This is a genomic window from Fischerella muscicola PCC 7414 (assembly GCF_000317205.1).
Classification (GTDB): domain Bacteria; phylum Cyanobacteriota; class Cyanobacteriia; order Cyanobacteriales; family Nostocaceae; genus Fischerella; species Fischerella muscicola.
Genome location: NZ_AJLK01000100.1, coordinates 1 through 24297 on the forward strand (window position 1 = coordinate 1; position 24297 = coordinate 24297).

The 24297-nt window shown below is 40.6% G+C and carries 24 protein-coding genes and 2 pseudogenes; 16 read left to right on the plus strand and 10 right to left on the minus strand.

Translation table 11 applies throughout. The annotated features are described in order from the left end of the window. Positions 1-232 precede the first annotated feature (232 nt). From UYI_RS0114725 to UYI_RS0114735, 3 genes are all read right to left on the minus strand, one after another. Positions 233-1144 carry a branched-chain amino acid transaminase gene (locus tag UYI_RS0114725; RefSeq protein ID WP_016867409.1) on the minus strand — a complete coding sequence of 304 codons (912 nt, stop codon included), beginning with the start codon at positions 1142-1144 and terminating at the stop codon, positions 233-235. Between the two features lie 78 nt (positions 1145-1222). Then, complete coding sequence (locus UYI_RS0114730; RefSeq protein WP_016867410.1) at positions 1223-1855, minus strand: hypothetical protein; 633 nt, start codon at positions 1853-1855, stop codon at positions 1223-1225. Positions 1856-1860: 5 nt separating this feature from the next. Then, positions 1861-2493, minus strand: a complete 633-nt coding sequence (locus UYI_RS0114735) for a ParA family protein (protein WP_016867411.1) — start codon at positions 2491-2493, stop codon at positions 1861-1863. Positions 2494-2757: 264 nt separating this feature from the next. Between UYI_RS0114735 and UYI_RS32640 the strand changes: the two are divergent. Continuing rightward, positions 2758-2964 (plus strand): annotated as a pseudogene (locus UYI_RS32640) (cytochrome P450); the annotation flags it as partial. A 68-nt stretch (positions 2965-3032) separates the two neighbouring features. Then, entirely contained in the window at positions 3033-4754 is a 1722-nt protein-coding gene (gene crtO, locus UYI_RS0114745) for a beta-carotene ketolase CrtO (protein ID WP_326930422.1), read from the plus strand. A 78-nt stretch (positions 4755-4832) separates the two neighbouring features. On the opposite strand, the gene UYI_RS39695 is transcribed toward crtO, so the two are convergent. Beyond that, positions 4833-4955: a hypothetical protein gene (locus tag UYI_RS39695; protein ID WP_268742221.1), complete on the minus strand. Its 123-nt coding sequence runs from the start codon at positions 4953-4955 to the stop codon at positions 4833-4835. Between the two features lie 46 nt (positions 4956-5001). On the opposite strand from UYI_RS39695, the gene UYI_RS0114750 reads away from it, so the two are divergent. Beyond that, entirely contained in the window at positions 5002-6093 is a 1092-nt protein-coding gene (locus tag UYI_RS0114750) for a saccharopine dehydrogenase family protein (protein WP_016867414.1), read from the plus strand. 250 nt (positions 6094-6343) lie between these two features. On the opposite strand, the gene bcp is transcribed toward UYI_RS0114750, so the two are convergent. Beyond that, complete coding sequence (bcp, locus tag UYI_RS0114755) at positions 6344-6832, minus strand: thioredoxin-dependent thiol peroxidase (RefSeq protein ID WP_016867415.1); 489 nt, start codon at positions 6830-6832, stop codon at positions 6344-6346. Positions 6833-6838: 6 nt separating this feature from the next. Here bcp and UYI_RS0114760 point away from each other — a divergent pair, with 6 nt between their 5' ends. From UYI_RS0114760 to UYI_RS0114775, 5 genes and pseudogenes are all read left to right on the plus strand, one after another. After that, complete coding sequence (locus UYI_RS0114760; protein ID WP_016867416.1) at positions 6839-8242, plus strand: FAD-dependent oxidoreductase; 1404 nt, start codon at positions 6839-6841, stop codon at positions 8240-8242. A 106-nt stretch (positions 8243-8348) separates the two neighbouring features. Beyond that, complete coding sequence (locus UYI_RS0114765; protein ID WP_016867417.1) at positions 8349-10760, plus strand: metallophosphoesterase family protein; 2412 nt, start codon at positions 8349-8351, stop codon at positions 10758-10760. A 111-nt stretch (positions 10761-10871) separates the two neighbouring features. Then, positions 10872-10985, plus strand: a pseudogene (locus tag UYI_RS40370) (IS701 family transposase); the annotation flags it as partial. Between the two features lie 64 nt (positions 10986-11049). Continuing rightward, complete coding sequence (locus tag UYI_RS32645; RefSeq protein WP_235147950.1) at positions 11050-11934, plus strand: helix-turn-helix transcriptional regulator; 885 nt, start codon at positions 11050-11052, stop codon at positions 11932-11934. A gap of 79 nt (positions 11935-12013) precedes the next feature. After that, on the plus strand, positions 12014-12625 hold the full coding sequence (locus UYI_RS0114775) for an FMN-dependent NADH-azoreductase (RefSeq protein WP_016867419.1): 612 nt from the start codon (positions 12014-12016) through the stop codon (positions 12623-12625). A gap of 51 nt (positions 12626-12676) precedes the next feature. Here the strand turns inward: UYI_RS0114775 and UYI_RS0114780 are convergent, their stop codons facing one another. Beyond that, positions 12677-13105 (minus strand): Fur family transcriptional regulator, encoded by a 429-nt coding sequence (locus tag UYI_RS0114780; protein WP_016867420.1) that lies wholly within the window; start codon positions 13103-13105, stop codon positions 12677-12679. Positions 13106-13587: 482 nt separating this feature from the next. On the opposite strand from UYI_RS0114780, the gene UYI_RS0114785 reads away from it, so the two are divergent. The 3 genes from UYI_RS0114785 to UYI_RS0114795 all read left to right on the plus strand — a co-directional run bounded on the left by UYI_RS0114785 (position 13588) and on the right by UYI_RS0114795 (position 15857). Further along, positions 13588-14265 carry a Dps family protein gene (locus UYI_RS0114785; protein ID WP_016867421.1) on the plus strand — a complete coding sequence of 226 codons (678 nt, stop codon included), beginning with the start codon at positions 13588-13590 and terminating at the stop codon, positions 14263-14265. Positions 14266-14477: 212 nt separating this feature from the next. Beyond that, positions 14478-14843 carry a Rieske (2Fe-2S) protein gene (locus UYI_RS0114790; RefSeq protein WP_016867422.1) on the plus strand — a complete coding sequence of 122 codons (366 nt, stop codon included), beginning with the start codon at positions 14478-14480 and terminating at the stop codon, positions 14841-14843. 69 nt (positions 14844-14912) lie between these two features. Next, complete coding sequence (locus UYI_RS0114795; RefSeq protein ID WP_016867423.1) at positions 14913-15857, plus strand: pentapeptide repeat-containing protein; 945 nt, start codon at positions 14913-14915, stop codon at positions 15855-15857. Between the two features lie 31 nt (positions 15858-15888). Here the strand turns inward: UYI_RS0114795 and UYI_RS0114800 are convergent, their stop codons facing one another. Then, positions 15889-16845: a putative 2-dehydropantoate 2-reductase gene (locus UYI_RS0114800; RefSeq protein ID WP_016867424.1), complete on the minus strand. Its 957-nt coding sequence runs from the start codon at positions 16843-16845 to the stop codon at positions 15889-15891. A gap of 69 nt (positions 16846-16914) precedes the next feature. On the opposite strand from UYI_RS0114800, the gene UYI_RS0114805 reads away from it, so the two are divergent. Together UYI_RS0114805 and UYI_RS0114810 are read left to right on the plus strand one after the other, a co-directional pair. Next, complete coding sequence (locus UYI_RS0114805) at positions 16915-17316, plus strand: fasciclin domain-containing protein (RefSeq protein WP_026085961.1); 402 nt, start codon at positions 16915-16917, stop codon at positions 17314-17316. Between the two features lie 236 nt (positions 17317-17552). Then, positions 17553-18731: an acyltransferase family protein gene (locus UYI_RS0114810; protein WP_016867426.1), complete on the plus strand. Its 1179-nt coding sequence runs from the start codon at positions 17553-17555 to the stop codon at positions 18729-18731. Positions 18732-18754: 23 nt separating this feature from the next. Here UYI_RS0114810 and UYI_RS0114815 read toward each other — a convergent pair whose 3' ends face one another. Next, positions 18755-19498 (minus strand): tetratricopeptide repeat protein, encoded by a 744-nt coding sequence (locus UYI_RS0114815; RefSeq protein WP_016867427.1) that lies wholly within the window; start codon positions 19496-19498, stop codon positions 18755-18757. 423 nt (positions 19499-19921) lie between these two features. Beyond that, positions 19922-20095, minus strand: a complete 174-nt coding sequence (locus UYI_RS37665; protein WP_162140400.1) for a hypothetical protein — start codon at positions 20093-20095, stop codon at positions 19922-19924. A gap of 130 nt (positions 20096-20225) precedes the next feature. On the opposite strand from UYI_RS37665, the gene UYI_RS0114820 reads away from it, so the two are divergent. Further along, a complete protein-coding gene (locus UYI_RS0114820) occupies positions 20226-21575 on the plus strand; it encodes a pentapeptide repeat-containing protein (RefSeq protein ID WP_016867428.1) in 1350 nt (449 codons plus the stop codon). A 61-nt stretch (positions 21576-21636) separates the two neighbouring features. On the opposite strand, the gene UYI_RS0114825 is transcribed toward UYI_RS0114820, so the two are convergent. Then, positions 21637-22467, minus strand: coding sequence for an acyl-CoA desaturase (locus UYI_RS0114825; RefSeq protein WP_016867429.1), 831 nt, complete (start codon positions 22465-22467; stop codon positions 21637-21639). A gap of 192 nt (positions 22468-22659) precedes the next feature. On the opposite strand from UYI_RS0114825, the gene UYI_RS0114830 reads away from it, so the two are divergent. Together UYI_RS0114830 and UYI_RS34850 are read left to right on the plus strand one after the other, a co-directional pair. Then, a complete protein-coding gene (locus UYI_RS0114830; RefSeq protein ID WP_016867430.1) occupies positions 22660-23865 on the plus strand; it encodes a TetR family transcriptional regulator in 1206 nt (401 codons plus the stop codon). Between the two features lie 121 nt (positions 23866-23986). Then, complete coding sequence (locus UYI_RS34850; protein WP_016867431.1) at positions 23987-24160, plus strand: type II toxin-antitoxin system HicB family antitoxin; 174 nt, start codon at positions 23987-23989, stop codon at positions 24158-24160. The last annotated feature ends 137 nt before the right edge of the window (positions 24161-24297 follow it).

A 24297-nucleotide genomic window follows, 5' to 3' on the forward strand; every position in this document is an offset into this window, starting at 1 on the left:
ACATAAGTGAATAGTAGTCAAACGTGAGTTCGACGAACCTCTCCCTCACTCCCTCCCTCTCCTAAAAGGCGCTACGGTGTATACACAAGTGATTTAATCACTCCAAATCTCGTTGCGTAGGGTGTGTTAAAGCAACGCGTAACGTACCACCAGAGATTTGCGGTGCGTTGGACGGAACGTCCAACGCACCCTACCAGACTCAAATTTGTTATTGTCAAACCCAGTTGAATGATTATATAGAAATTGGATATACCCAATCACGATAATCAGGATCTCTATTTTCTGTAATTGCTATTAATTTTTCTCTCAGTTTTTCAGCGATCGGTCGATGTTCTGGTAAATAATAATTTTCAATTCTGTTGACTGGTACAACTTTAGCTGCTGTACCACATAGAAATACTTCATCAGCAATCAAAAGCTCAGATTTATCTACAGGACGTTCTACTACTGGAATACCAAAGTCTTGAGCTATTTTGATCACACTATCGCGTGTAATTCCCTCTAGAATATCCTGTTCAAAACCAGGGGTAATTATTTTTCCGTTTCTCACAATAAAAATGTTCATACCAGAGGCTTCACTGACTTTCCCCTGGGAATTCATTAAAATTGCTTCATCAAACCCAGATTCAACAGCTTCTGTTTTAGCGAGAGAAGAAGTAATATAGGCGGCGCTAATTTTTCCTCGCAATGGAAAGCTAATGTCTTCTTGTCTACACCACGAACTAATGCGACAACTGACTCCCTCTGGAGATAAATAATCTCCTAGTTCTAATCCATAAATGGCAAAACTTTTATCTATATTATGCAGCCTGGGAGCAATGCCTAAATCAGAAGTGAAGACAAAAGGGCGAATATAGAAAGAAGTAGTGGGTTGATTTTTTTTTACAAATTCGATTATGGCTGTTTTGATTTTTTCGGCTGAGATATCGTAATGTATGAACTTCCCACTTTGACTTAATCTTTGGCAGTGACGGTCTAATCTAAATAGTAAAACTTGTGTAGGGTCTTGGGGATCAGGAATACCTCGCATTCCACCAAAAGCGAGGGTTCCATAATGTAATGCGTGAGTAGCAATGGAAATTGTTGCTTCTTGAAAAGGTACGATTTTATCTTGGAAGTAAGCAAAAGGTAAGAAATTGTACATGAGAGATCTGACAGAATATCTATTGAACTATGGATTTTAGATTTGAGATCTATATTAGCTATCTCAAATCTCAAGTTTTTAATCAAGCAACCACATTTGATTAGAATTATCTGTGGGTTCGGTGGGTGTTTGAGGTGGTAGTTTTTCTGGTGTAGGTGTGCGGTATGATTTTCTGTAAGTTAATGCTTTGGGAATTGCTTTTTCCTTTTTAGAATTATTCAAATTATTAATCTCTTCTGTGAGTTGAGAATTTGCCTGTGCAAGTTGTACAGCAGCTTGCTTAGCATCATCAAGTTCTTTTGTCAGGCGTTCCACTAATTTATCTTTTTCAGATAAGGCTGATTGCAACTCACTTATTTGGGATTGTAATTTTTTTTGATTTTGCTGTGTTTCGGTAACAGAAGCCTGCAACTGCTTGATGAGTGTATTTTTTTCAGACAAAGCTGACTGTAAATCACTCAGTTGCTGTTGGAGATTTGCTTCGTTTTGACGTGTCTGTTCTAGAGAAGTTTGTAACTGATTGATAGTTGCTTCTAAATCAGTTTTAGTTGAATTGGTACGTTTATTTTTAGCAATAGATTCTTCTGTAGTTGGAGTATTTTCGTCTGGTACTTCCTCAGCAGCAACATCAATAATAGATTCTACTTCTGGTGATGATATTTTATGCGCTTCTTCTTGTACTACGTCGGCAACGCGTTTTCTAGTAGCCATGATTTCTATTTTCTCCAGTCACGTTGTAATTCTTCAGCTACGCGGCGGTAGTCTGATTCTGCTTCTTTGGCATTTTTGCCTCGCCATTGAGTAATCGCCACACCCTCTAGTGCTGCTCGTTCGTGAGCTTTGTAAGTACGGATAAAAGCATTACAAACTGGAATACCAAACTGCATAAGTGTATTTTGTGCTTCCAATGCTTCCCCTAAACTACGTGTATCTACTTTAGTTAAAAGCACCCGATGGGCAATTCCCAAAGGAGTAACTGCTTGACTTACTGTATCAATTAGAACAGCTAAGTCCATCGGTGCTGGCGGTGTGGGCAAAACTAAATAGTCTGCGATCGCTACTACCGCTTTCAAGCTTGTAGAGTGTAACGCTGGAGGCGTATCGACTACCACTAAATCGTATCCTTCTATCTTACGCAAACCAGCTAAATATTTGGGATCTGTCACTTGAGATAGATCAAATCCCATGCTGTTTTGACTACGCCTATACCACCAACTAGCAGAACCTTGAACATCTGCATCTACCAGAAGAACTTTTTGTGCTTCTGCAAAAGTCGCAGCTAGATTAACTGCGGTAGTTGTTTTCCCGACTCCGCCTTTACCGTTGAGGATAGCAATAATTCTGGGCACGGATTAATTTACGATGCTCTCTTCACCTGAATATACCGCGTTGTGTGACACCCAGAGTAGAGTTGTCTTGAAAATAAGGCAGAGGGCACGACGTCAACTGGCACAAACCCCCAGAGGAGGCGCTCTTTGCACTGCGCTGCGGGCAAACAAGGAGCGCTGTGGCAGAAGGGGTAAGAATTTTCATGTCAAGGTTTGTGCCAAAACCTAGTGTGATTGACTATGTTGAAATGGCTGTGGGGGATCTGTAAGAAATCTAGTAGATGAAATCGTCGCTGTGTAGGTATGGCGTTTGCCATGTATGAAATGAAATTAGTATTAGCAACTATTGTGTCTCAGTATCAAGTTTCTTTAATGAAGAAACGTCCAGTACATCCAGTGCGTCGTGGTTTAACTGTAGCCACACCGGCAGGAATGCGGATGATTGCAACACCACAAAAGAAGCATGTAAGTTCAGCATTGATAGATTTTTAGAAAATTATTAATTTCTATAACTGTTGAGCGATGTACGATTTTTAACGTATTTCTAACATTGAAAGGACATCTATACTAAAATCTCCACTATGCAAGAGTACGATGTTGTAATTATTGGTGCTGGACACAATGGACTGGTTTGTGCTGCCTATTTATTGAAAGCAGGGTATAGTGTTCTGTTACTGGAAAAACGCTCTGTTCCAGGAGGCGCAGCAACTACAGAAGAATGCTTGCCACAAGAAGCACCAGGATTTAAATTTAACCTATGTGCGATCGACCACGAATTTATTCACCTTGGGCCAGTAGTTGAAGAACTAGAACTGGAAAAATATGGTTTGGAGTACCTTGAATGTGACCCAGTCGTATTTTGTCCTCATCCTGATGGTAAATATTTTTTAGGTCATAAATCTCTGGATAAGACTTGTGCAGAAATTGCCCGTTACAACGAACGTGACGCCAAAAAGTACAGAGAATTTACAGAGTATTGGCAAAGGGCATTAGGTGCAATGATTCCCATGTTCAATGCACCACCAAAGTCAATCTTAGATATCCTTGGCAACTACGACGTCACCAAAATCAAAGATTTATTCTCTGTAATTGGTTCTCCTAATAAAACGCTGGATTTTATTCGCAACATGCTAACCAGCGCCGAGGATCTCCTGAATGAGTGGTTTGATGAGGAATTTATCAAAGCACCCTTAGCCAGACTTGCTTCTGAACTTGGTGCACCACCTTCACAAAAAACCATTGCCATTGGGGCAATTATGATGGCAATGCGTCATGATCCTGGTATGGCCAGACCTCGTGGTGGTACAGGTGCTTTGGTGCAAGCTTTGGTAAACTTGGTCAGAAGCTTAGGTGGTGTGATTCTGACCGATCAGCATGTTCGGAAAGTGTTGGTTGATGACGGTCGTGCTGTGGGTGTGGAAGTAGCCAATGGTACAGTATATCGTGCCAAACACGGTGTCATTTCTAACATTGATGCCAAAAGACTATTTTTACAATTGATGGATGAAAGTGATGTAGATGCTGCTGATGCGGATTTACGGGAAAGATTAGAAAGGCGCATCGTTAACAACAACGAAACCATCCTCAAGATTGACTTGGCATTAAACGAACCACTGCGCTTTGAACACCACGAACATAAAGATAAATATCTAATTGGTTCTGTATTAATTGCAGATTCAGTTTCTCACGTGGAACAAGCCCACAGTAAATGTACCTTGGGAGAAATCCCCGATTCTGATCCATCAATGTACTTAGTAGTGCCAACAATGTTAGATCCATCAATGGCGCCACCAGGCAAACATACTGCATGGATTGAGTTTTTTGCCCCCTATCAAATTGCTGGTGCAGAAGGTACAGGTTTGAATGGTACTGGTTGGACAGATGAGTTAAAAAACAAAGTTGCTGATCGGGTAATAGATAAATTGGCAGACTATGCACCGAATGTCAAAAATGCCACTATTGCCCGTCGTGTGGAAAGTCCAGCAGAATTGGGTGAAAGATTGGGTGCGTACAAAGGAAATTACTACCATGTTGATATGACACTTGATCAAATGGTATTTTTCCGTCCCTTACCGGAAATAGCAAACTACAAAACACCAATCGAAAATTTATTCTTGACTGGTGCGGGAACTCACCCCGGTGGTTCTATTTCGGGAATGCCAGGACGCAACTGTGCGCGGGTGTTCTTGCAGACTAAGCATCCGATCGCCCAAACTTTCAAAGATGGCTGGGGTTCGATTAAGTCTACAGTTGGATCAGTGTTTGGGATTAATGGTAAGTAACCGATAAATTGTTATTACTCCCCCTCAACTTTTTTCCAAGTGAGGGGATTTTTGTCCTGATTCGACTTGGTGCTTTTGTTAGCAGTTGACATCCTCCCAGAGATGAATAAATGCGATCGCACACAATCGCATCTTTTCTAAACTCACAAAAATTCTACCTATTAGATTATTAACGTCATACTTGCTAGTGATGACAACCATAACTAAAAATTGATGTAATAAAGCTGCTGTTGCCAATATTGGAGCAATGACAGATCGGGTTTTAATTCTTGGCGGAAGGGGGCGAATTGGTGGTAGTGTTGCCCAGGATCTACTCACCCACACACAGGCAGAAGTTGTCATCACCGGGCGCACGCCTGCACAGATGCAAGACAATACGTCTTTGCAATACATGGTGTTGGACTTAGCAGAAGTGGAAAAATTACGGCAGGCAATCGCTTCTGTGAATGTAGTAGTTCATTGTGCAGGCCCGTTTCACTATCGAGATGCCAATGTTTTGAAAATATGTATTGAACACGGTGTTAACTATATAGATGTTAGTGACCACCGTTCTTTTACTATTAAAGCCTTACAATATCATGAAGAAGCTATGGCTGCGGGTGTAACAGCAGTAGTTAATACTGGGATTTTCCCTGGTATTTCTAATAGTATGGTGCGTCATGATATCGAACAATTTGATATACCAGAAAAAATACATTTGAGTTATTTGGTATCTGGTTCTGGTGGTGCTGGCATTACCGTGATGCGAACCACATTTCTTGGTTTACAAAATCCTTTTGAAGCTTGGATAGATGGTAGATGGCAAACAGTTAAACCTTATAGTGAAAGAGAAGTTGTTGAGTTTCCATCTCCTTACAAACGCAGTGGGGTTTACTGGTTTGATATGCCAGAAACTTTTACCCTACCCCATGCTTTTCCAGAAGTCAAAACTGTAATTACTAAATTTGGTTCTGTTCCCGATTTTTATAATCATCTAACTTGGATAGCAGCCCATGTCTTTCCGAAATCATGGATAAAGAACCCTAAAGGTGTAGAATTTTTATCTCATGTTAGCCATGCAATGACAGATTTTACTGACCAATTTACTGGTATTGGGGTGGCGGTTCGTTCAGAAGTAACAGGGCAAAAAAACAATCAACAAGCGGTTTATTGTTCTACTTTAACTCATGCAAATACAGCTGCTGCTGCTGGTTGTGGTACGGGTAGTATTGCTCAATTTTTATTAGAAGGAACACTCAAAAAACCAGGAGTTTGGCCTGTAGAAGAAGCATTACCTACTGATTTATTTACTAAAGCAATACAAAGTCGCGGGGTAACTATTCAGGCTAATTGGCAATAAAAAATCATTTGTGTGCATCGGTGTTTGATTACTAAAAATATCGTAGTTTGCGAGCAAATTGAGTAGAGGAAAAAAACGTAGACGCGCTCATAGGCTTCCCGGAGGGTACACAGATTAACACAGATTAACACCGATAATGCCACACCGCTAAACCACCAATGCACAATGCATCGGTGTCCATCGCCTTGCACGGTGTTCGCTTTTAAAATTAACTTGTGTGCGCCGTTTTAACTCATAACCAAATACAACTCTAAACAGCTGACAATTCTTGTAACTTAGCCAGTACAGCTGCAACATGACCTTTAACTTTCACATTCGACCAAACATAAGCTAATTTTCCATCAGGAGCAATCAAAAAAGTTGAGCGCACTACACCCATGTATTCCTTACCCATGAATTTTTTAAGTTGCCACACACCATAAGCTTCGCATATTTGATGTTCAGGATCACTTAATAATTGAATTGACAAATTATGTTTTTGAATAAATTTGCCATGCGATTTTTCAGTATCAGGACTGACGCCAACAATTTTAGCTCCCAAGGCACTAAATTCTTGAGAGAAATCAGTAAATTCTTTGGCTTCAGTTGTACAACCGGGCGTATCATCTTTAGGATAAAAGTACAAAATCAGCCATTGTGATTGAAAATCATTCAGACTAACTAAATTACCATCTTGATTCGGAGCAGTGAAATCAGGTGCTTTTTCTCCTGCTTGGGGAAGATTTTTCAGGGAAGTCATTAAATTATGTTAAGTTCGGCAGAGATAATAGTATCATCTGCTGAACTAAATGCGATCGCTGTTATGAAGTTAGAGAAAACTGTTGTTATTGGTGGTAGTATCGCGGGTTTGTTGGCGGCACGTGTACTTGCAGAATACTGTGATTCGGTGACAATTGTAGAAAGGGATAAACTACCTTTGCAGCCTCACAAACGCACAGGTGTGCCGCAATCAGTGCAACCTCATGTTTTATTAGTACGAGGATACAGAATTTTAGAGGAACTGTTTCCCGGTATTGGTTCACAGTTAAGTGCAGCTGGTGCGCTAACGATTGATTGGTTACGAGAATTTTATTTGTTTGCCCAAGGGCAATGGAGTAATAATGCTGTTGCACCTTCTGAGATAATTTCCTTTACCTGTTCTCGTCCTTTGTTGGAATGGACAATTCGCAAAAGACTAGCAGAGTTTTCCCAGATCAAGTTTATTGAACAACATCGAGCGATCGCTCTACTGACAACTTCTCATAAAACCCAAGTTACGGGAGTCAAGCTGCAATCTCTCACAGGTGATGGTACACAAGAGTTACCAGCTAGCTTGGTAGTTGATGCTAGTGGACGTAGTTCTCATACACCCCAGTGGTTAGAAGACATAGGATTGACACCACCTCCAGAAACTATAGTCAATCCATTTTTGGGATATGCTACTAGGCGTTATAAACCACCAGAAAATTTTACAGCAGGCTGGAAAGTAATGCTAATTTCTCAGGAACCTCCGCAAAATACCCGATTAGGATATTTGGCAAAAATTGAAGGTGGAGAATTAATCGCTACTGTTGGCGGTTACGGGCGTGACTTTCCACCATTAGATGAACAGGGCTTTTTGGCATTTGCCCGCAGTCTTTCCAGTTCGTGCTTTTATGAAATAATTAAGGATGCAGAACCAGTCTCGCCTATTTATGCCCATCGGGCTACTGCCAATAGATTGCGTCATTATGAACAAATTCTAATGCCTACAGGCTTTGTGGTAATAGGCGATGCAGTTTGTGCCTTGTGTCCAGTTTATGGTCAAGGAATGACAGTTAGTGCTTTATCAGCAATGGTTCTTAAAGACTGGTTGAACAATAGTCAACTTGTAACTTCTCGCTTCCAAAAGAACTTAGCAAAAAATAATTCACTGCATTGGATGCTAGCAACAGGACAAGATTCTCGTTTTCCCACCACAGCAGGTAGAAAACAGCCCAACAGGCTTAACAAACTCTTGGCTGGATATAATCAAAAGCTGATGCAAATTAGCAATGTAGATACTGAGTTGCGTACTCTGTTTGTAGAGGTCAGTCACTTCCTTAAATCACCTCTAGCTTTTTATCATCCTCAAGTCATATTCCGTGTAATTAGAAGTAGTAAACAGAAGATAAAAGAAATCACTAACTAAAAATTTTTGAAAAAATTAGTATTTTTTACTAAAAATTATCTTAGAAATATTAACATAATTTACTGACTAAATACACTCCAAGTGTAATTTCAATGGTACAAATTACATGGCATGGACACCATTAAGAGAACGAATTACTCAATTACCGCTCGTTCTCGCAGGCCCAATTTTACGACATACTGCACCAAATTCTGTAACTGTGTGGGTAGCTTTGAAAGAAAGCCGCATTGTTACTCTCAAAGTATTTGATCCAAATCAAGATTTATTACTAATAGGTAGTAAAACAACTATTAAATTAGGAACAAATTTATATATAGTTGCTGTCACTGCTCAAGCAAGCAAAAATATACTTTTGTATGGGGAAGATTATCTTTATAATTTAGAATTTGGTAACGAAGACAATTTAAGTAGTCCTGGGATATTAAATACAGAAGGGTCAATTACAGAAATTACATATCCTCCCTATGATTTGCCTAGTTTTGGGCTTGTACCTCATGACTTAAAAGATTTACGCCTTGTTCATGGTTCTTGTCGTAAGCCACATGGCGAAAGCTTGGATGCATTTCCAGCTTTAGACAAAATGATTAAAGAAGCGCTCATACAAGACCCTAAAAAACGACCACATCAACTCTTTCTTACAGGTGATCAAATTTATGCAGATGATGTAGCTGATGCCTTGCTTTTCATGTTAATAGATGCTGGCGAAACATTATTAGGATGGTCAGAAAAATTACCAGATGTCACCAATAATGAAGAATTGCAAGCTGGTCAACGTAATCATTTAGCAACCTATACTGCTGGCTTAACAGCAAGCATTACTAAACTCAATAAAATTTCTAATATAGCTAAAAGTCATTTATTCACATTCAGCGATTTTTGTACTATGTATTTATTCGCTTGGTGTGATGTGTTATGGCCGCAGCCAGAGGATTTACCCACATTTGCTGATGTGAATCGAAATTTACCCCCGCTTAGCAGTGGTGAAGATTTATTTTTAGAAGAAATTGAAGATTTAAAAAACTTTCAGACAACACTTAAACAAGTCAGACGGACTTTAGCTAATATTCCCACTTATATGATCTTCGATGACCATGAAATTACCGATGATTGGTATTTAAACATGGCATGGTGCGATCGCGTCCTTAGTAAACCCTTGGGTAGACGCATCCTCCAAAATGGTCTACTCGCCTACGCAATTTGTCAAGCTTGGGGCAATACACCAGCAGAGTTTACAGACGATAAACCAGGAGAAGCATTATTAAAAGCTGCTGTTGGCTGGTTTGCTTCCCAAGGACAAAACCCCAAATACGAACAGGAAATTACTCGCCGGGTTGGTTTACCATCCCTTACAGATATTAGAAATAGTAACCCTAGACAGTTACCCCACACAAATGCTTCTTTAAAATGGCATTACACTGTTGTCGGACCAGAATATGAAGTCATAGTACTTGATACTCGCACTTGGCGGGCTTTTCCAGGGAAAGATTTTGATTTTCCAGCACTTTTGAGTGAAGAAGCTTGTGATCAGCAAATCACAAAACTAGTTCATCCTCAGAATGCTAAAGTTACCTTTGTCGTTTCACCAGGACCTGTAGTTGGTGTACCATTTTTAGAAACAATTCAAAAGACAGCTAAAGCTTTCGCAGAAAAATTTAATAGTGCTGCTTGGGGTTTTGATCCCGAAGCTTGGGGTTTAGAAACAACAGCATTTGAAAGACTGATAGCTTGTTTAGCATTACGAGCATTACCAGCAAAACAAAGCCGTGTCATTATCTTATCTGGTGATGTCCACTATAGTTTTGCAGCTAGCCTAAAGTACGCAGCTATCCGTCCTTTTCAACATTCCAAAAATATCAATACTGAACTACTTGCTATTCAATTTACTAGCAGTTCCTTTAAAAATGAAGTAAGTGGTACAGGTGGAAGCCATTCACTACATAAAAAAGGTTTTCTTCCGATTGAGCAGATAAACTATTTACCTAAAGCAGAGATTTTAGGGTGGGAAAATCAAGAAGAGAAAGAATTAGAAATAGGTGTGATGCATGTGTATGTTGATCATGTCCCACAATGTATTCCTTGGATTATTAAGACGAATCCCGCCATCATAGATTTAGTGCAAGAACGCAGTTGGCATAAAGGATTACAAGTTATTAAACAACCCGAATGGTGGTATAAAATTAATTTCTTTTTAGGTAAAGATGAAAAAGTAAAGGAACCAGAAGATGTTAATTTTCTCCAACCCCAATCTATAACTGCTCCCCTACCAGGACAAAATCGCAAGCTACCTTTAGAAAAATATTTAGCGATGGCTAAAAACCATCGTGATTATCGCGGAAAATGGGGTGCTGGTAAAGCAGTTGTGGGAGTCAATAATATTGGTGAAATCACTTTTGAGGTGGTTGATGGTAAACAAATAGCTGTACAAACCCTCTGGTGGCGACTGCAAAGTTGGGAGAAAGGTGAATTATTAGAACCTTTCCCATTAACTCGGTATGAAGTGCCATTGGAGGATGTCTAAAAAGTTTTGGCGAATATATGTAATTCGCTACTAGACAGGCAAAGCCCATCTCCATAGGCTAACGTCAGTTGTCTTGATAATGTTGGGTTAAAGCTATCAGAGTAACTACTTTGGTATGAAATCCAGAAAAACTTGTCTGTTCAGGTAACTGGTGATTTCATCTTAGAACACTTCAAACAGAAGTTGGGCTTAGACGCACATAATGCAAATTATGTCAATGGGTAAGTCCTACCTGGCTCAATACTAGCTTCAGTCATTTATGATTGAGGCAATTGGAATAAAGATAACTGTGAGTGATCCTGCCAAGAACAATCTGCTTCTGATTCTCCCCCATTCACCGATTCTGACTAGTGATGGCGCTAACTGGAAAAACATTCACTTTGCTCACTTTCGACAACCACCCTGTGATGTTCCAGAACATGTGTCGTCCCAGCACATCATTTGTATGAATGTCGGTAAGCCGGTGTGGTTGGAGCAAGCAGTTGATGGACGACATGAGACGGCTTATTCACTACCAGGAGATTTGGCAATTTACCCGGCACATCTTAGCCAACAGTTCCACTGGGACAAAGAAGTTGAGTTTTTCAATCTGTATTTAGAACCCTCATTTTTGGCTCAGGTTGGTTATGACGTGTTTGGAGGCGATCGCTTTGAACTAATTCCGCAGCTCACTAGCTTGTGCGATCCATTAGTTCAGCAGATAGGCTTTGCGCTTAAAACCTCCCTGGAGATTGATGGGAAAAACAGCAATCTTTATGCTGACTCAATGGCACATGCGCTTGTCGTTCATCTTTTATCTAGATATTCAACCAATTCACGTCAAATAGAGATTATCACAGGTGGTTTTACCCAACAACAATGGAAACAAATTGTTGATTTTATTAATGCAAACTTAGATAGAAATATTAGTTTAACAGAGTTAGCAGAAATTGTGCGGTTGAGTCCATATCATTTTGCTCATTTGTTCAAGAAATCAACTGGTATTTCACCTCATCAATATTTAATTCATTGTCGAATTGAAAGAGCTAAACAATTGTTAGTTTTGGGCAATTTGTCGATTGTGGAAGTTGCTCAAGCCGTTGGTTTCGCCAGTCAAGGGCATCTCAACCTCCATTTCAAACGCCTTGTGGGAGTTACCCCCAAGATTTTTCGTAGCGATCGCAAGAACGTTTAAAATGATCGCAAGAACATTGAAGAAAAGCTTTCTAGAATTAGTGGACACTGAATGCGTAACCTGATTTCAAGGTTTGCTTATGAGACGCATTCTTCACATCGATGCTAGCTACAGCAGTGAAAATTCGGTATCACGAGTTTTGTCTGGTGCTTTCATCACTGCTTGGAAAAAGTTCCACCCTGAAGATGTCATCCTCTATCGGGATTTGGGACATTTTCCAGTTCCCTATATCAATGAAACCTGGATTACAGCAGTTCATTCGCCACCTGAAACTCACACACCAGAGATGGTTGAGGCTTTAAAAGTGTCCAATCCACTGCTGGAAGAATTTTTGTCTGTCGATTGCTATGTCTTTGGGATACCGATGTATGGCTTTACTATTCCTGCAACTCTTAAAGCCTATATCGAACATTTGATTCAGATTGGACGCACCTATGAGGTAAATGAAAATGGTGTTCAAGGACTAGTTCAGGGGAAAAAAGCTCTGTTTATCACTAGTCGTGGTGGCAACTATCTTCCTGGTTCTCCCTTTGGTGAGGATCATCAAGAACCCTATCTGCGAACAATTTTTTGGTCATTTGGAATTACGGATGTACAGTTTGTCAATGCCAGTAATCTGGTTTTAAGAGATCGAGAAAAGTCTATTTCAACTGCTCAAGCTCATCTTCAAACACTTGCAGCTCAATGGTAAGGAATATCCATCCCCACCGCTCCCGTCGGATGGGGAATTCCGTTGAATGCGTTAAATCCCTGCTTGCGGCTTATGTGCAAAAAATTCAATCCGATAGTCCTTCACCTCAAGACCGATCTGCGCTTCTACAGCAGCGATAATCTCTTGAGGAAGCATTACCATCACATCAATCACTTGTCCATTATCCAAACAATGCACATGGGAGTGGCAAAAACTAGGATGGCTATAAAGACAACCTTCTGCCTTTTCAATACGCTCAATCACCCCAGCCTTTACCAAAGTATCTAAATTTTGATATATCGATGTATAACCAATTTTCTTGCCTTGTTGACGCAGGCGATGGTAGATATCGCTTGCAGTTAGATGCTCATTAGTATCCCACAGTAACTTGAGGATGAACTGGCGCTGCTTACTTAAGCGCATTCCTCGTTCACGGCAACACTCTAGAGCATCCTCGTAGGATTTAGGTTGAGGAGCCATGAGATTAAGCTCCTAGAATAATTTTCTAGGGATAGATACTATGTTACACAAAATTAGCCCACAATGCGTACCCGGTATGACTTGATGTTACAAATTAACAAACTGCTAAAGCCATACTCATATCGACTATGAATAATTATAAAAACTAATGATACTTTCCACTTGATTCTTACAAAATTGAAGTAGGCAACATAGTGAAAAAAGTAATTTTCTCAATGTTGTACAACTACAGTACATAGTTTCCACGTAACCTAAAGTTCACTAGTGGTTCATGTTATTAATTTTGATGGGCTTTGAGATCCCCGATTTTTTAAAAAAGGCGGGGATCTGGCCCCTCGCAAAGAGTCAGAAATAATGACATAGACCACTAATCTGAGAAGAACAATGTGTGGAGAGGAGGGGTTACGGGAACGGTATTCACCGGCTAAGCAGTTTAATTAATTTCATTTAAAATATCGGCTTTGAAAAATAAGGAGGCCACCATGCCTAAAGTTGCAATGCAAATGGTGGAGCAGTCGGGAATTGATGTGAAGGAACTCGTGGACAAGTTAGTCCGAGCAGCAGCAGCAGAGTTCACAACATACTACTATTACACAATCCTGCGAGCTAATGCCATTGGTTTTGAAGGTGAGGGATTGAAAGAAATTATTGAGGATGCACGACTAGAAGACCGCAACCACTTTGAAGCTTTGGTTCCGCGTATCTACGAGTTAGGCGGCGAGTTGCCGCGAGACATTCGCGACTTCTCCAATGTTGCCGCCTGTCCTGATGCTTACCTACCAGAACGTGGTCGCAGCAATGAAAGTACCTCAGCACGCGTAGGCTTTACCAGTGGCGGAACTGAAGAAGCCAAGGAAGCAGTCTCAGAGGTGAAGCAAGGAATTGAACAAGGTGATCTCAGACCAATGCTACAGGTATTGGTAGAAGCTGAGCGTTGCGCTATCCGGGTTTATACTGATATCTGCAATATGACCTTTGGCAAAGATCATCGTACCTACGAGTTGTCCCTAGCTATTTTGAATGAAGAAATAGAACACGAAGCCTGGTTTAGCGAGTTTCTCGGTGAAGGGCCTTCAGGCCACTTCCGTCGAGGTGCGCCGGGTGAATCACCTTATACCTCTCGGTTCTTAGTAGTGCCTAATAGCCATAACGGTCATTAAAGAAGGCAGGAGGCAGGAGGCAGAAGGCAGAAGGCGAGGGTTCCAGGGGGATTGGGTTCCGACCGTTAAATCTACGATTTAACGGGGATCTTAAGCCCAATGGGGCAAGGTATAAGGGTATACCTGAAAGCATCATTATCCCAACTGAACCTTCTGCCCTCTGCCTTGCCCGAAGGGCTGATAAAATCTACTGAGTGTTGGAGTAACAGATAGTGGGCTATGTCACAGTGGCAAGGGTAGAGGAGATTCCACCAGGACATACACAAATGGTGCAAGTGGGGTCATGCCTGATTTTACTTGTGAATGACCAAGGAGAATTCTATGCTTTACAGGGTTTGTGCGGACACCAGAAATTGCCACTAGCCGGAGGTAAGGTGTGGCAAGGAGTACTGGATTGTCCTTGGCATCATTTTCAGTATGATATTCGCACTGGGGAAAATCTTTACCCTAAGCGTATCTACCCACTAAATGCTCTTCCTAAACTACGTGAGCAAATCTCTCCCCTACGTACCTATCCTGTGCAAGTAGTCGATGAACAAGTGCAAGTGGGAGTACCAAAAAGCTGTGACTCAGGATAGGAAATAACCAACACAGTATGCAAGGGTGGCACTCTACAAGCCCAGAGATAACGTTGAGAGGCAAATCATATGAATGCCGAAGACCTCCTGAGGCGCTATGCAGGAGGAGAAAGGGATTTTCATACCGCAGATTTATGTGGAGTAAACCTGCGAGAAGTAGATCTAAGTGGGATAATTCTGAAAAAAGCAATCTTGTGTGAAGTAGACCTAAGTGGGGCAAACCTGGTTGGCGCAGACCTGAATGGGGTAGTTCTGAAGCAAGCTAACCTAAATGGAACACGTTTAAATGGATCACACTTGATTGGGGCAGACCTATATGCAGCTAACCTAACCAATGCTGACCTCAATGGAGTAATTTTATGGAGAGCAGGTCTGAGGAAAGCAATTTTGTATCAGGCTGACCTTAGTAGGGCAAACCTGGATGAAGCTAATATTACTGAGGCAAACTTGAGTAGAGCAAACTTAAGGGGAGCAAAGCTGAGTAAAGCCAACCTGAGTCAGGCAAATCTCACCGAGGCAAACCTTTCTAGGGCAACTCTGGTTGAGACAAAACTAATTTTAGCAGACCTACGTGGAGCAAATCTGGAGTTGGCAGAGTTAATTAAAGCAAATCTAACAGAAGCAGACCTAAGTCGGGCAAACTTAGAGGGGGGAAACTTGAGCGAAGCAAACCTTACGAGGGTAAACCTGAGTGGGGCAAATTTAACTGGAGTCAATTTGCACAGAGCAAATTTAATTGAAGCAAAATTGATTCTGGCTGGCCTGCGGGGGGCAAACTTGGAACAATCAGAGTTGACTAAGGCAAACTTAACTGAGGCTGATTTAAGTTGGGCACGTTTGTATAATACAAATTTGAGTGGAGCATACTTACGCCGAGCAATTCTCACAGATGTAGATTTGGATTCAGTAGTTCTGCGTGGTACAGATTTAGTAGAGGCAAAACTGAATCAAGTAAAGATGAATAACGTAGACTTAAATTGGGTAACAATGCCTGATGGAACAGTCCACTTCTGATTGCAAACGGGGAAATTTCAGATACAAGGGGTTAATGGCTGATGTTGTGAAATTCTCTATTTCTAGCATCCAAAAACTTCAGTTGATGATACAAACAACTAATCAAAGGTAAAGTAACACCAGCGGTAAGGGCCTTTTTTAAGGGATTCCCAAAAATTGCTTCTACTTCCAATGGGCGATGTTCATCATAGTCTATCTTCATGCTGGTACGGTAAGGCTTCATGTTATCGGTGTAATCTAACATTTGTTGCACAAAGCGATCGCTAATTATCCGTCCCGAACTTTTTGCCCCTGCTATCACCTCATACATCAATTTTTCTACTAAATTACGGCTGTGAATATTTGCCATTAACTCGGTTGTTGTCGCATTCAGAATCACAGACAGCCCATTGTAGGGAATATTCCACACCAATTTTTGCCAACGCCCTAACAGTAAATCCTCTGACAATTTCACAGGGATACCAGCACTCTCAAAATCATTAGCAATTTGACGCATCCTGTCTGTCGTACCAACTGGATGATAGTTAGCTGCATATTCTCCTAAAATAATTTCTCCATAGTCCAAGTGATGGATATGTCCCGCCCCTACCTTGTTAGAACACAGAAAGCACAACCCACCCATTACCCGATCATTTCCAACAATTTGGGCGATTTCCTCTTCAATGCCCAGCCCATTCTGTAATACTAGTACAACACCATCATTTTTGATTACCTGGGGCAACATTTGCGATAGTAAATGATTTTGCGTCGTCTTCAGTGCGACCAGTATTACATCACAATACGGCATACTTGCCACGTCATTGTAACCATTGACTTGAGGTAGGGTAAAATCACCATCTTTAGACTCAACCACTAAACCATGTTGAATCACATGTTCGTAGTCACTGTTCAGTAAAAAATGGACATCCAACCCTGCTTTTTGCAGTTTGGCTCCGTAAAACCCACCTAAAGCACCTGTCCCAATTACAGCATATCTACTGATAGACATCATTACTGAATAAAAATGAATAATAATTTACTCTCATTTAAAATCTTTTTAGAGTTTATGGTGAAACAAATGGCTGATATAGTTGATATTGCTGTCAGTGCAGGTTCTTTTACAACTTTAGTAACTGCTGTACAAGCCGCAGGATTAGTAGATGTATTAAAAAGTCCCGGCCCATTTACAGTATTTGCACCTAATGATGATGCTTTTGCCAAGTTACCACCGGGAACTATACAGACTTTAGTGCAAAATATTCCCCAGCTAACACGCATTTTAAAGTATCATGTTGTGCCTGGAAAACTTAAGCAAGCTGATTTAGCTCAACTTGGGACTGTGACTTCCGTAGAAGGTTCAACAATTAAAATTGACTGTTCTGACGGTTTTGAGGTCAAAAATGCTACTGTGTTAGCAGCAGATATTGAAGCTGATAATGGTGTCATTCACGTTATCGATAGAGTAATTTTAATGGGTTAGTTTAGAAGTTCCTACGGTAGGATGGAGAACTGATTCTGAATTACTACTAACTGCATAATCCACAGTTACTACCACCCAAATAAGATTAGACAACATTAAACATCCAAAATGCTGACGAGCATACAGCCCGCCCGTCAGCATTTTTTTACTACTGTATGTTTAAAATGAACTTAGCAACTAGTTGATTAAATTCATTAAGAGAAGTAATTTAATAGGTCATATCAAAAAATATATCTATGCGTCTCACTTCTCTTGATGTTTTTCGTGGGATAACCATTGCTGGCATGATCCTTGTTAACATGGCCAGTATCGCTGAACCCAATGTCTATCCACCATTACTTCATGCGGAATGGCATGGTTACACACCAACTGATTTAGTATTTCCCTTTTTTCTCTTCATTGTCGGTGTAGCAATGAGTTTTTCTCTTTCTAAGTACACCGATGTTAAATTGGACAGGGAGAGGCGGAGATTAAAAGACGCGGAGAATGAAAAAGTCTTCGTGTCTCCGCCTTATTGGCGTATCATTCGTCGCGCTGCTATTCTCTTTGCTTTAGGCTTACTTCTCAATGGCTTTTGGAATCAAGGTGTTTGGACTTTTGATTTCAATAGCATCCGCATCATGGGAGTATTGCAACGTATCAGCCTCACTTACTTATTAGCTAGTCTGGTAGTTCTCAATTTACCGCGTAAAGGTCAATGGATATTAGCGGGAGTGTTACTCATTGTTTACTGGTTAGCAATGATGTATGTACCCGTGCCTGGTTATGGTGCTGGTGTGCTAACACGAGATGGTAATTTAGGTGCTTACATTGACCGTTTAATTATTCCGAAGGCGCATTTATATAAAGGTGATAATTACAACTTTATGGGAGATCCGGAAGGACTTTTCAGTACTATTCCCGCTATTGTTAGTGTCTTGGCTGGATACTTTGCTGGACAATGGATACGTAGGCAAAAACAGATTAATTCTAGAACCAGTATGGATTTAGTTTTGTTTGGTTTAAGTTGCTTGGTGGTTGGCGGAGTTTGGGATTTGGCATTTCCAATTAATAAAAAGTTGTGGACAAGTTCTTACGTAGTTTTTACTAGTGGTTGGGCATTATTGTTACTTGCTTTTTGTTACGAATTAATTGATGTTAGAAGAGTGCGGCGCTGGGGAAAACCTTTTGAAATCATGGGATATAACCCAATATTTCTTTTTACAGCTTCTGTGTTGCTAATTAAGATACTAGTAAAAACTACTGTCGGCACAGGAGAAAATGCTCCTAGTACCTATAATTGGATTTACCAAAATGTATTTGTACCTTGGGCAGGTGCATCTAATGGTTCACTACTTTTGGCGATCGCAACTGTTTTATTATGGCTAGTAATTGCCTATGCCATGTATCGGCGACGGTGGTTGATTAAAGTCTGAAGCTGAAGCTTAGCTAATTTAGCTTACTGTAATAATTCTTGAAAGCGCCTATTAGCACGCACTTTATTGAAATCAGAGTCAGTTTTTGCTAACTTCTCATATTTACCAGGAACCAGCTTCATCGCCTTTTTTAAGTTTTCAGCAGCTAGTTCTACTTTATTCTGTAGAGCGTAAGTACATGCCTTATTGTAATATGCTAAATCTTTGTCAGGTTTAATGGCGATCGCTCGATCATAGGATGCTATTGCTTCTTGATAGCGTTGCAGTTTTGTTAGGGCAATGCCTCTGTTAATCCAAGCTTCATATTTATCTGATTTAATGGCGATCGCGCGATTATATGATACTAGTGCTTCTTGATAGCGTTGCAGTGTATTGAGGGTGTTACCTTTGTTGTACCATGCCTCATCTCGATCAGGTTGAATAGCGATCGCTTGATCATAGGATGCTAGTGCTTCCTGATAATGCTGTAGTTTTGTTAAGGCATTGCCTCGATTAATCCAAGCTTCAGCAAACTGAGGTTTAATGGCAATAGCTTGCTCAAAAGCTGCGATCGCATCCTTATATCGTTGGGAGTTTAAGAAAAAATTGCCTTGCTGAAAAAATTTTTCTGCTTTTTGCGTCGTCTCTGCTTCCGAAAATAACTGGGCAACATTAGTTTCTTGGACGACTTGTCTACTATTTTTCCCTGCTGAATTTGCCCAATCACCACAACCTAATGTCAATAAAGTTATGAAGCCAGAGGCTACAAAGCAACGCCAACAAACCATCTTTCACAAAACTCGCTATTCGATTAATAAACAGTTTTTTCTTTCAAGATTGGGAAGGCTGTCTACATTATCATCACCTAATTCAGGTAAATGTGCCTGATAACCACTGTCTAAGAGCTATTTTTTTGATGATCACAAATATAACATACCAGCGATTTTTTCTTATATCTTTTGAGATAATTTTCTATCCAAAATATTATTTCTGCTTTTCTATGAGCTTATTGGCTTGATTTATGCTTGATTCAAGTTTTCCATAAAAGATTAGCTGGTTTATCGATTTCTGATTAACTACATAAATTATGAATTAGCTTAGTAATTAAGTAATTAAGAAAATAGTTGTTAAAAAGAAAAAATTCCTATTTATATTTAGTGTAATAATGTCATTTCATTAGCCAAAAATTTAAAAATAGTGTTGGCTAATTACTAACAACCTGAAATATTTAAGTTTAGGCAAAGTGCTAGTAAGTGGTAAGAAAAATACTTGCAGACTAAAGTATAAAATAATACTAATAATCTATCCACAAAAATGGAAATGTCAAACAAAGCGATCGCAACACGGGTAGGAACTCTCCTGCGTTCGACCTTCAGTTGTTCCACGGCTTAAAACCGATGGGTTTTCTGCTTTTATTGTTGTAATGGATGAAGAAGCGAAAATTCATACTGCCATACTGCAACGGCTACTATAGGACAACTGTTGATCTGCGAATGCTGGTGCGAAAATATATCTATGTCGATTGATTCCAACTCATCCCAAACCCCAAATCCAGAATCCATAACAGACCAAAACTTGCAACCAGATGATTTTGAAAATTCATCTAACGGTGATCTGACTTCAGATGAACTGACTAGGCAGCAAGCCTTAGCTGCCATTGCCTCACTACAGTCTCCTCAAAACACATCTGCTTTACTGCAAGCACGTTCCGCATTCAAACCAGTTTCTGGTAAGGCTATTGGCGTTAAACCAAGGGCTTTGTTGCTGATAGTAGTCGCGATCGCGACTACTATCATAGGACTTGCCATCAATAACTGGATTGTTGGTATTCTGGGAACCGTTGTAACTTTGTTATTATCTTTAGCTGTAGTTTGGCCTTGGTTGGAAGAACTACAAAAAGAGTGGTTTTCAGCCCAAGAGCAAGCCTTAGTAGTTGGTTTATTGGGGATCATAGTAGCGATCGCTGGCTTAGTCAAATATAGCGGTCTCAGCAATTTCCTAGTTTCTGTAGGACGCAAAATCAACTGGGAAGCATCTGGAACACTGGCGGAATGGTTTGGTGCTTTAGGACAAATTCTCATTGCCATCATCGCCGTTTACATTGCCTGGCGACAGTACATTATTTCTAAAGACCTAACTATTCAGCAAAACTTGCTCACCGTCCAACAAAATATCATTACCCAGCAGCAGACAATAGATTCTTATTTTCAAGGTATTTCCGATCTAGTCTTAGATGAAGAAGGATTATTAGAAGATTGGCCTCAAGAAAGGTTACTAGCGGAAGGACGCACTGCGGCTATTCTCAGCAGTGTAGATGGTAGTGGGAAAGCAAAAATTCTCCGGTTTCTATCTCGTTCTAAATTGCTTTCACCCTTAAAACGTGACAGCCTGCTTGGTCGAGCTATTCTTGATGGTACAGGAGGTTACTGTGAAGATCGGCTTCATGGCGTACGCGTGATTGATTTAGGCGTAATGCTTGCAGGTGCAGATTTATCTGGCACTGATCTGCGGTGGACTGACTTAAGTGAAGCTAATCTTGTCCGTACTAATCTCAGTCAATGTGACTTAGTTAAAGCTAACCTCAGTCGTAGCATTTTATATGAAGCTAATCTTAGTGGTGCTGACTTGAACGGAATTCGTTTGTTCTATGGTTCAGCAGAAAATGCAACTCCTCGCAGTCGTACCCATCCACCAAACTACAAAACTGGCGAATACACAGGTGCTGTCGTGGAAGATGCAGACTTTAGTGACGTCCAACGCCTGTCTGAAGTTAACCGATACTACTGCTGTGCTTGGGGTGGGGAAAAAACCAGAAGTACAATTCCTGGTGGTTGCGAAGGCATTCCTAATAAATTAGGAAGGTAGTTGATTGTTGATTGTTGGTTGTTCCTCCGAACAACAAACAACAACCAACAAAGAACAAAATTTAACCATTAACATTTACTTTCTTGGCTAATCCCAGAGTCTGCAAAACTTTAATTGCCCACCAAGTCATATCTACTTCCCACCAAGACAATCCAGCTTTGGCTACATTTGGGTGAGCATGGTGATTGTTGTGCCAACCTTCTCCATAAGTCAAAAGTGCTGCCCACCAAAGATTACGAGAGTTATCATTCACTTGGAAATGACGATAACCACGCAGATGACTTGCAGAGTTGATTAGCCAAGTGCTATGCCAAAGCAATACTGCTCGTAGAAATACACCATAGACAACAAAAGACCATCCTCCCCAAGCATACAAGAGGACAGCAACAGGAATTTGTAATAGCAAAAAGTAGCGATTTAGCCAACGATAGAATGGATCACGATCTAAATCAGAAGCAAATTTTTTGTACATTTCATATTCAAAAAACTCTGGACGCGGGTAAAAAAGCCACAGCATATGACTCCACCAAAAACCACGTCGGGAGGAGTAAGGGTCTTTGTCTATGTCTTCGGTATGAAGGTGATGTAGTCGATGTCCAGCCACCCAAAAGATTGGCCCTCCTTGTAAGGCAAGAGCGCCCAAAGTTGCGATCGCATACTCCAACCACTTCGGTACGTGCAAACTTCGGTGAGTCAAAAGTCGGTGATACCCTAAACAAATACCGATGCTGCCAAATAACCAATGCAGGAATATGGTTATTCCCAAAGCAGACCAAGAAAAACACCAAGGAGCAAGCAGTGCTAGGGCGTGGAACGTGCCAAAAAATACCACGCTAGTCCAACTCAGAGTCAACGGTTGTTTGTCAACAGCCGCTGTTGAGTGTGTAGTCATAAAATTTTTCCTTTGACGTGAATACTGTAAATCAACCAGTGCCAAGCCTGTCAAGCATGTACTGTTTATTACATCCCCTGTGTAAGTTGACAAAGACAGCTAAACTAGGAATAGAGGATGCAAGTGCTACTTACATGCCTAAGTCTAGCAAGGATAAAATTTAATTGCAAGTGTTACTTGCATTTTTCACTTATGTCTAATCAAGTCATTTCTACTCGACAGCGATTAATTAATGCAGCCAGATCATTATTTGCGACGCAGGGAGTCACCGAGACTACAACAAAGCAAGTTGCAGAATTAGCAGAAGTGAATGAAGTGACACTATTCCGCCATTTTGGCAATAAGCACGGGTTACTCTTGGCAGTAATTTCGGAATCACCAGTATTTCAAGAACTGGATGAGTCTTTAAAAATTCAAGCTAGCCAACCAGCTAGTGTTCACCAAGCGCTGAAAAACTATTGTGAGGATCGCCTACAGGCTTTAGAAAAAGTCCCCGATCTGGTGCGTTCTGTAGTTGGTGAAGCAGGAAATTACCCTTTAGAAAACCGTCAGGCATTAGGACGCAGCTTAACTGAAGCTAATCACTATGTTGCCGAATATTTAGCAACAGTCATGGAACGTGAGCAATTACACACCCATTTATCAGCCAAGAAGTTAGCAAGCTTACTCAATAGTATGTTGGTGGGGTACGCTGTGATTGAATTTACCAGTGAATTTCACCAACTTTGGGTTGACAGAGACGAGTTTTTAGAGAATTTGGTGGCGCTGTTTTTAAAAGGAGCAACAAACTCTACAAGTTTAGGAGAATCTATTTCTACAGAAAAGGTGATAGATTTACCAGCAAATTTAGTTCACCTGATTTTGCAACGAGCCAAAAAATCAGGACTGCGAGATTATGCCTTAATATATGTCTTATTTGCAGCAGGTTTATCGACCGCAGAAATTGTGAATTTAGAGCGATCGCATCAAATCAACGATGCCAATCAGCACTTATTACAAATCACTCAAGGTACTCCTCGACAAGTGCCTGTGAATCAGTGGATTATGGGTAAGCGCTATGGCTCCTATACTCGCAATCCCTTAACTCAATGGCTCAAAAGCCGTAAAGATGAACATGCAGCGTTATTTCTCAACAATGAGGGAATGCCAATATCTGAGGAAGAAATACAGAGAATTTGGCACATATTAACTGAGGGATTGCTGACACCAGAAGGACAACAGCCAGTCATTGAGCAAGCTCAACAAACATGGTGTGTAGAAATGCTGATGAAGGGAATGAATTTAGAGCAGATGAGTCTGATTACTGGTTGGAATTTAAGTAAGCTACAACCCTATGCTCGTAGGTCGAAAGAGAAATTGGCTTTAGAGCAAGCTATTCGTCTTGATCATAAAGTGTAGATTTAACTGATGGAGTGAGGAGCAATCACCTGACCTTGTTGCAGATAATTTGTTCAAGGTCACATAGGGAAAGATTAATCACGCTAAAATCTTCAATAAAATCTGATTGATGTAATTTGTGATGAAAATCAAAGCAGTTATCTGGCAAGAAGATGGCGTTTGGTGTGGATCTGTACCTGCTCTACCGGGGTGTCACACTTGGGGAAATAGCTACGAACACTTATTAGAAATGCTACAAGATGCTATTCAAGGCTGGTTGGAAGTTGCCAGTGAGCAAGAGGAGCTTGAACCTTAACCGAGGAAGATTTGGGTTAATAGCGATCGCACAGTTAGTGATGGGTAGGGATGCGATTGTATCATGGGCAAGTAGACTGCGAATTCCTGGCTCACCTCGATTTAGTATATCGATATAAATTATCTTTGTGTCTATGG

Bases quoted from the DNA above. Each gene is read 5' to 3' on its own strand.
- UYI_RS0114725 (WP_016867409.1), bottom strand. From the start codon at position 1,144: ATGTACAATTTCTTACCTTTTGCTTACTTCCAAGATAAAATCGTACCT.
- UYI_RS0114730 (WP_016867410.1), bottom strand. From the start codon at position 1,855: ATGGCTACTAGAAAACGCGTTGCCGACGTAGTACAAGAAGAAGCGCAT.
- UYI_RS39695 (WP_268742221.1), bottom strand. From the start codon at position 4,955: ATGGTTGTCATCACTAGCAAGTATGACGTTAATAATCTAATAGGTAGA.
- UYI_RS0114750 (WP_016867414.1), top strand. From the start codon at position 5,002: ATGACAGATCGGGTTTTAATTCTTGGCGGAAGGGGGCGAATTGGTGGT.
- bcp (WP_016867415.1), bottom strand. From the start codon at position 6,832: ATGACTTCCCTGAAAAATCTTCCCCAAGCAGGAGAAAAAGCACCTGAT.
- UYI_RS0114760 (WP_016867416.1), top strand. From the start codon at position 6,839: ATGTTAAGTTCGGCAGAGATAATAGTATCATCTGCTGAACTAAATGCG.
- UYI_RS0114765 (WP_016867417.1), top strand. From the start codon at position 8,349: ATGGCATGGACACCATTAAGAGAACGAATTACTCAATTACCGCTCGTT.
- UYI_RS0114775 (WP_016867419.1), top strand. From the start codon at position 12,014: ATGAGACGCATTCTTCACATCGATGCTAGCTACAGCAGTGAAAATTCG.
- UYI_RS0114780 (WP_016867420.1), bottom strand. From the start codon at position 13,105: ATGGCTCCTCAACCTAAATCCTACGAGGATGCTCTAGAGTGTTGCCGT.
- UYI_RS0114785 (WP_016867421.1), top strand. From the start codon at position 13,588: ATGCCTAAAGTTGCAATGCAAATGGTGGAGCAGTCGGGAATTGATGTG.
- UYI_RS0114795 (WP_016867423.1), top strand. From the start codon at position 14,913: ATGAATGCCGAAGACCTCCTGAGGCGCTATGCAGGAGGAGAAAGGGAT.
- UYI_RS0114800 (WP_016867424.1), bottom strand. From the start codon at position 16,845: ATGTCTATCAGTAGATATGCTGTAATTGGGACAGGTGCTTTAGGTGGG.
- UYI_RS0114805 (WP_026085961.1), top strand. From the start codon at position 16,915: ATGGCTGATATAGTTGATATTGCTGTCAGTGCAGGTTCTTTTACAACT.
- UYI_RS0114810 (WP_016867426.1), top strand. From the start codon at position 17,553: ATGCGTCTCACTTCTCTTGATGTTTTTCGTGGGATAACCATTGCTGGC.
- UYI_RS0114815 (WP_016867427.1), bottom strand. From the start codon at position 19,498: ATGGTTTGTTGGCGTTGCTTTGTAGCCTCTGGCTTCATAACTTTATTG.
- UYI_RS0114820 (WP_016867428.1), top strand. From the start codon at position 20,226: ATGTCGATTGATTCCAACTCATCCCAAACCCCAAATCCAGAATCCATA.
- UYI_RS0114825 (WP_016867429.1), bottom strand. From the start codon at position 22,467: ATGACTACACACTCAACAGCGGCTGTTGACAAACAACCGTTGACTCTG.
- UYI_RS0114830 (WP_016867430.1), top strand. From the start codon at position 22,660: ATGTCTAATCAAGTCATTTCTACTCGACAGCGATTAATTAATGCAGCC.
- UYI_RS34850 (WP_016867431.1), top strand. From the start codon at position 23,987: ATGAAAATCAAAGCAGTTATCTGGCAAGAAGATGGCGTTTGGTGTGGA.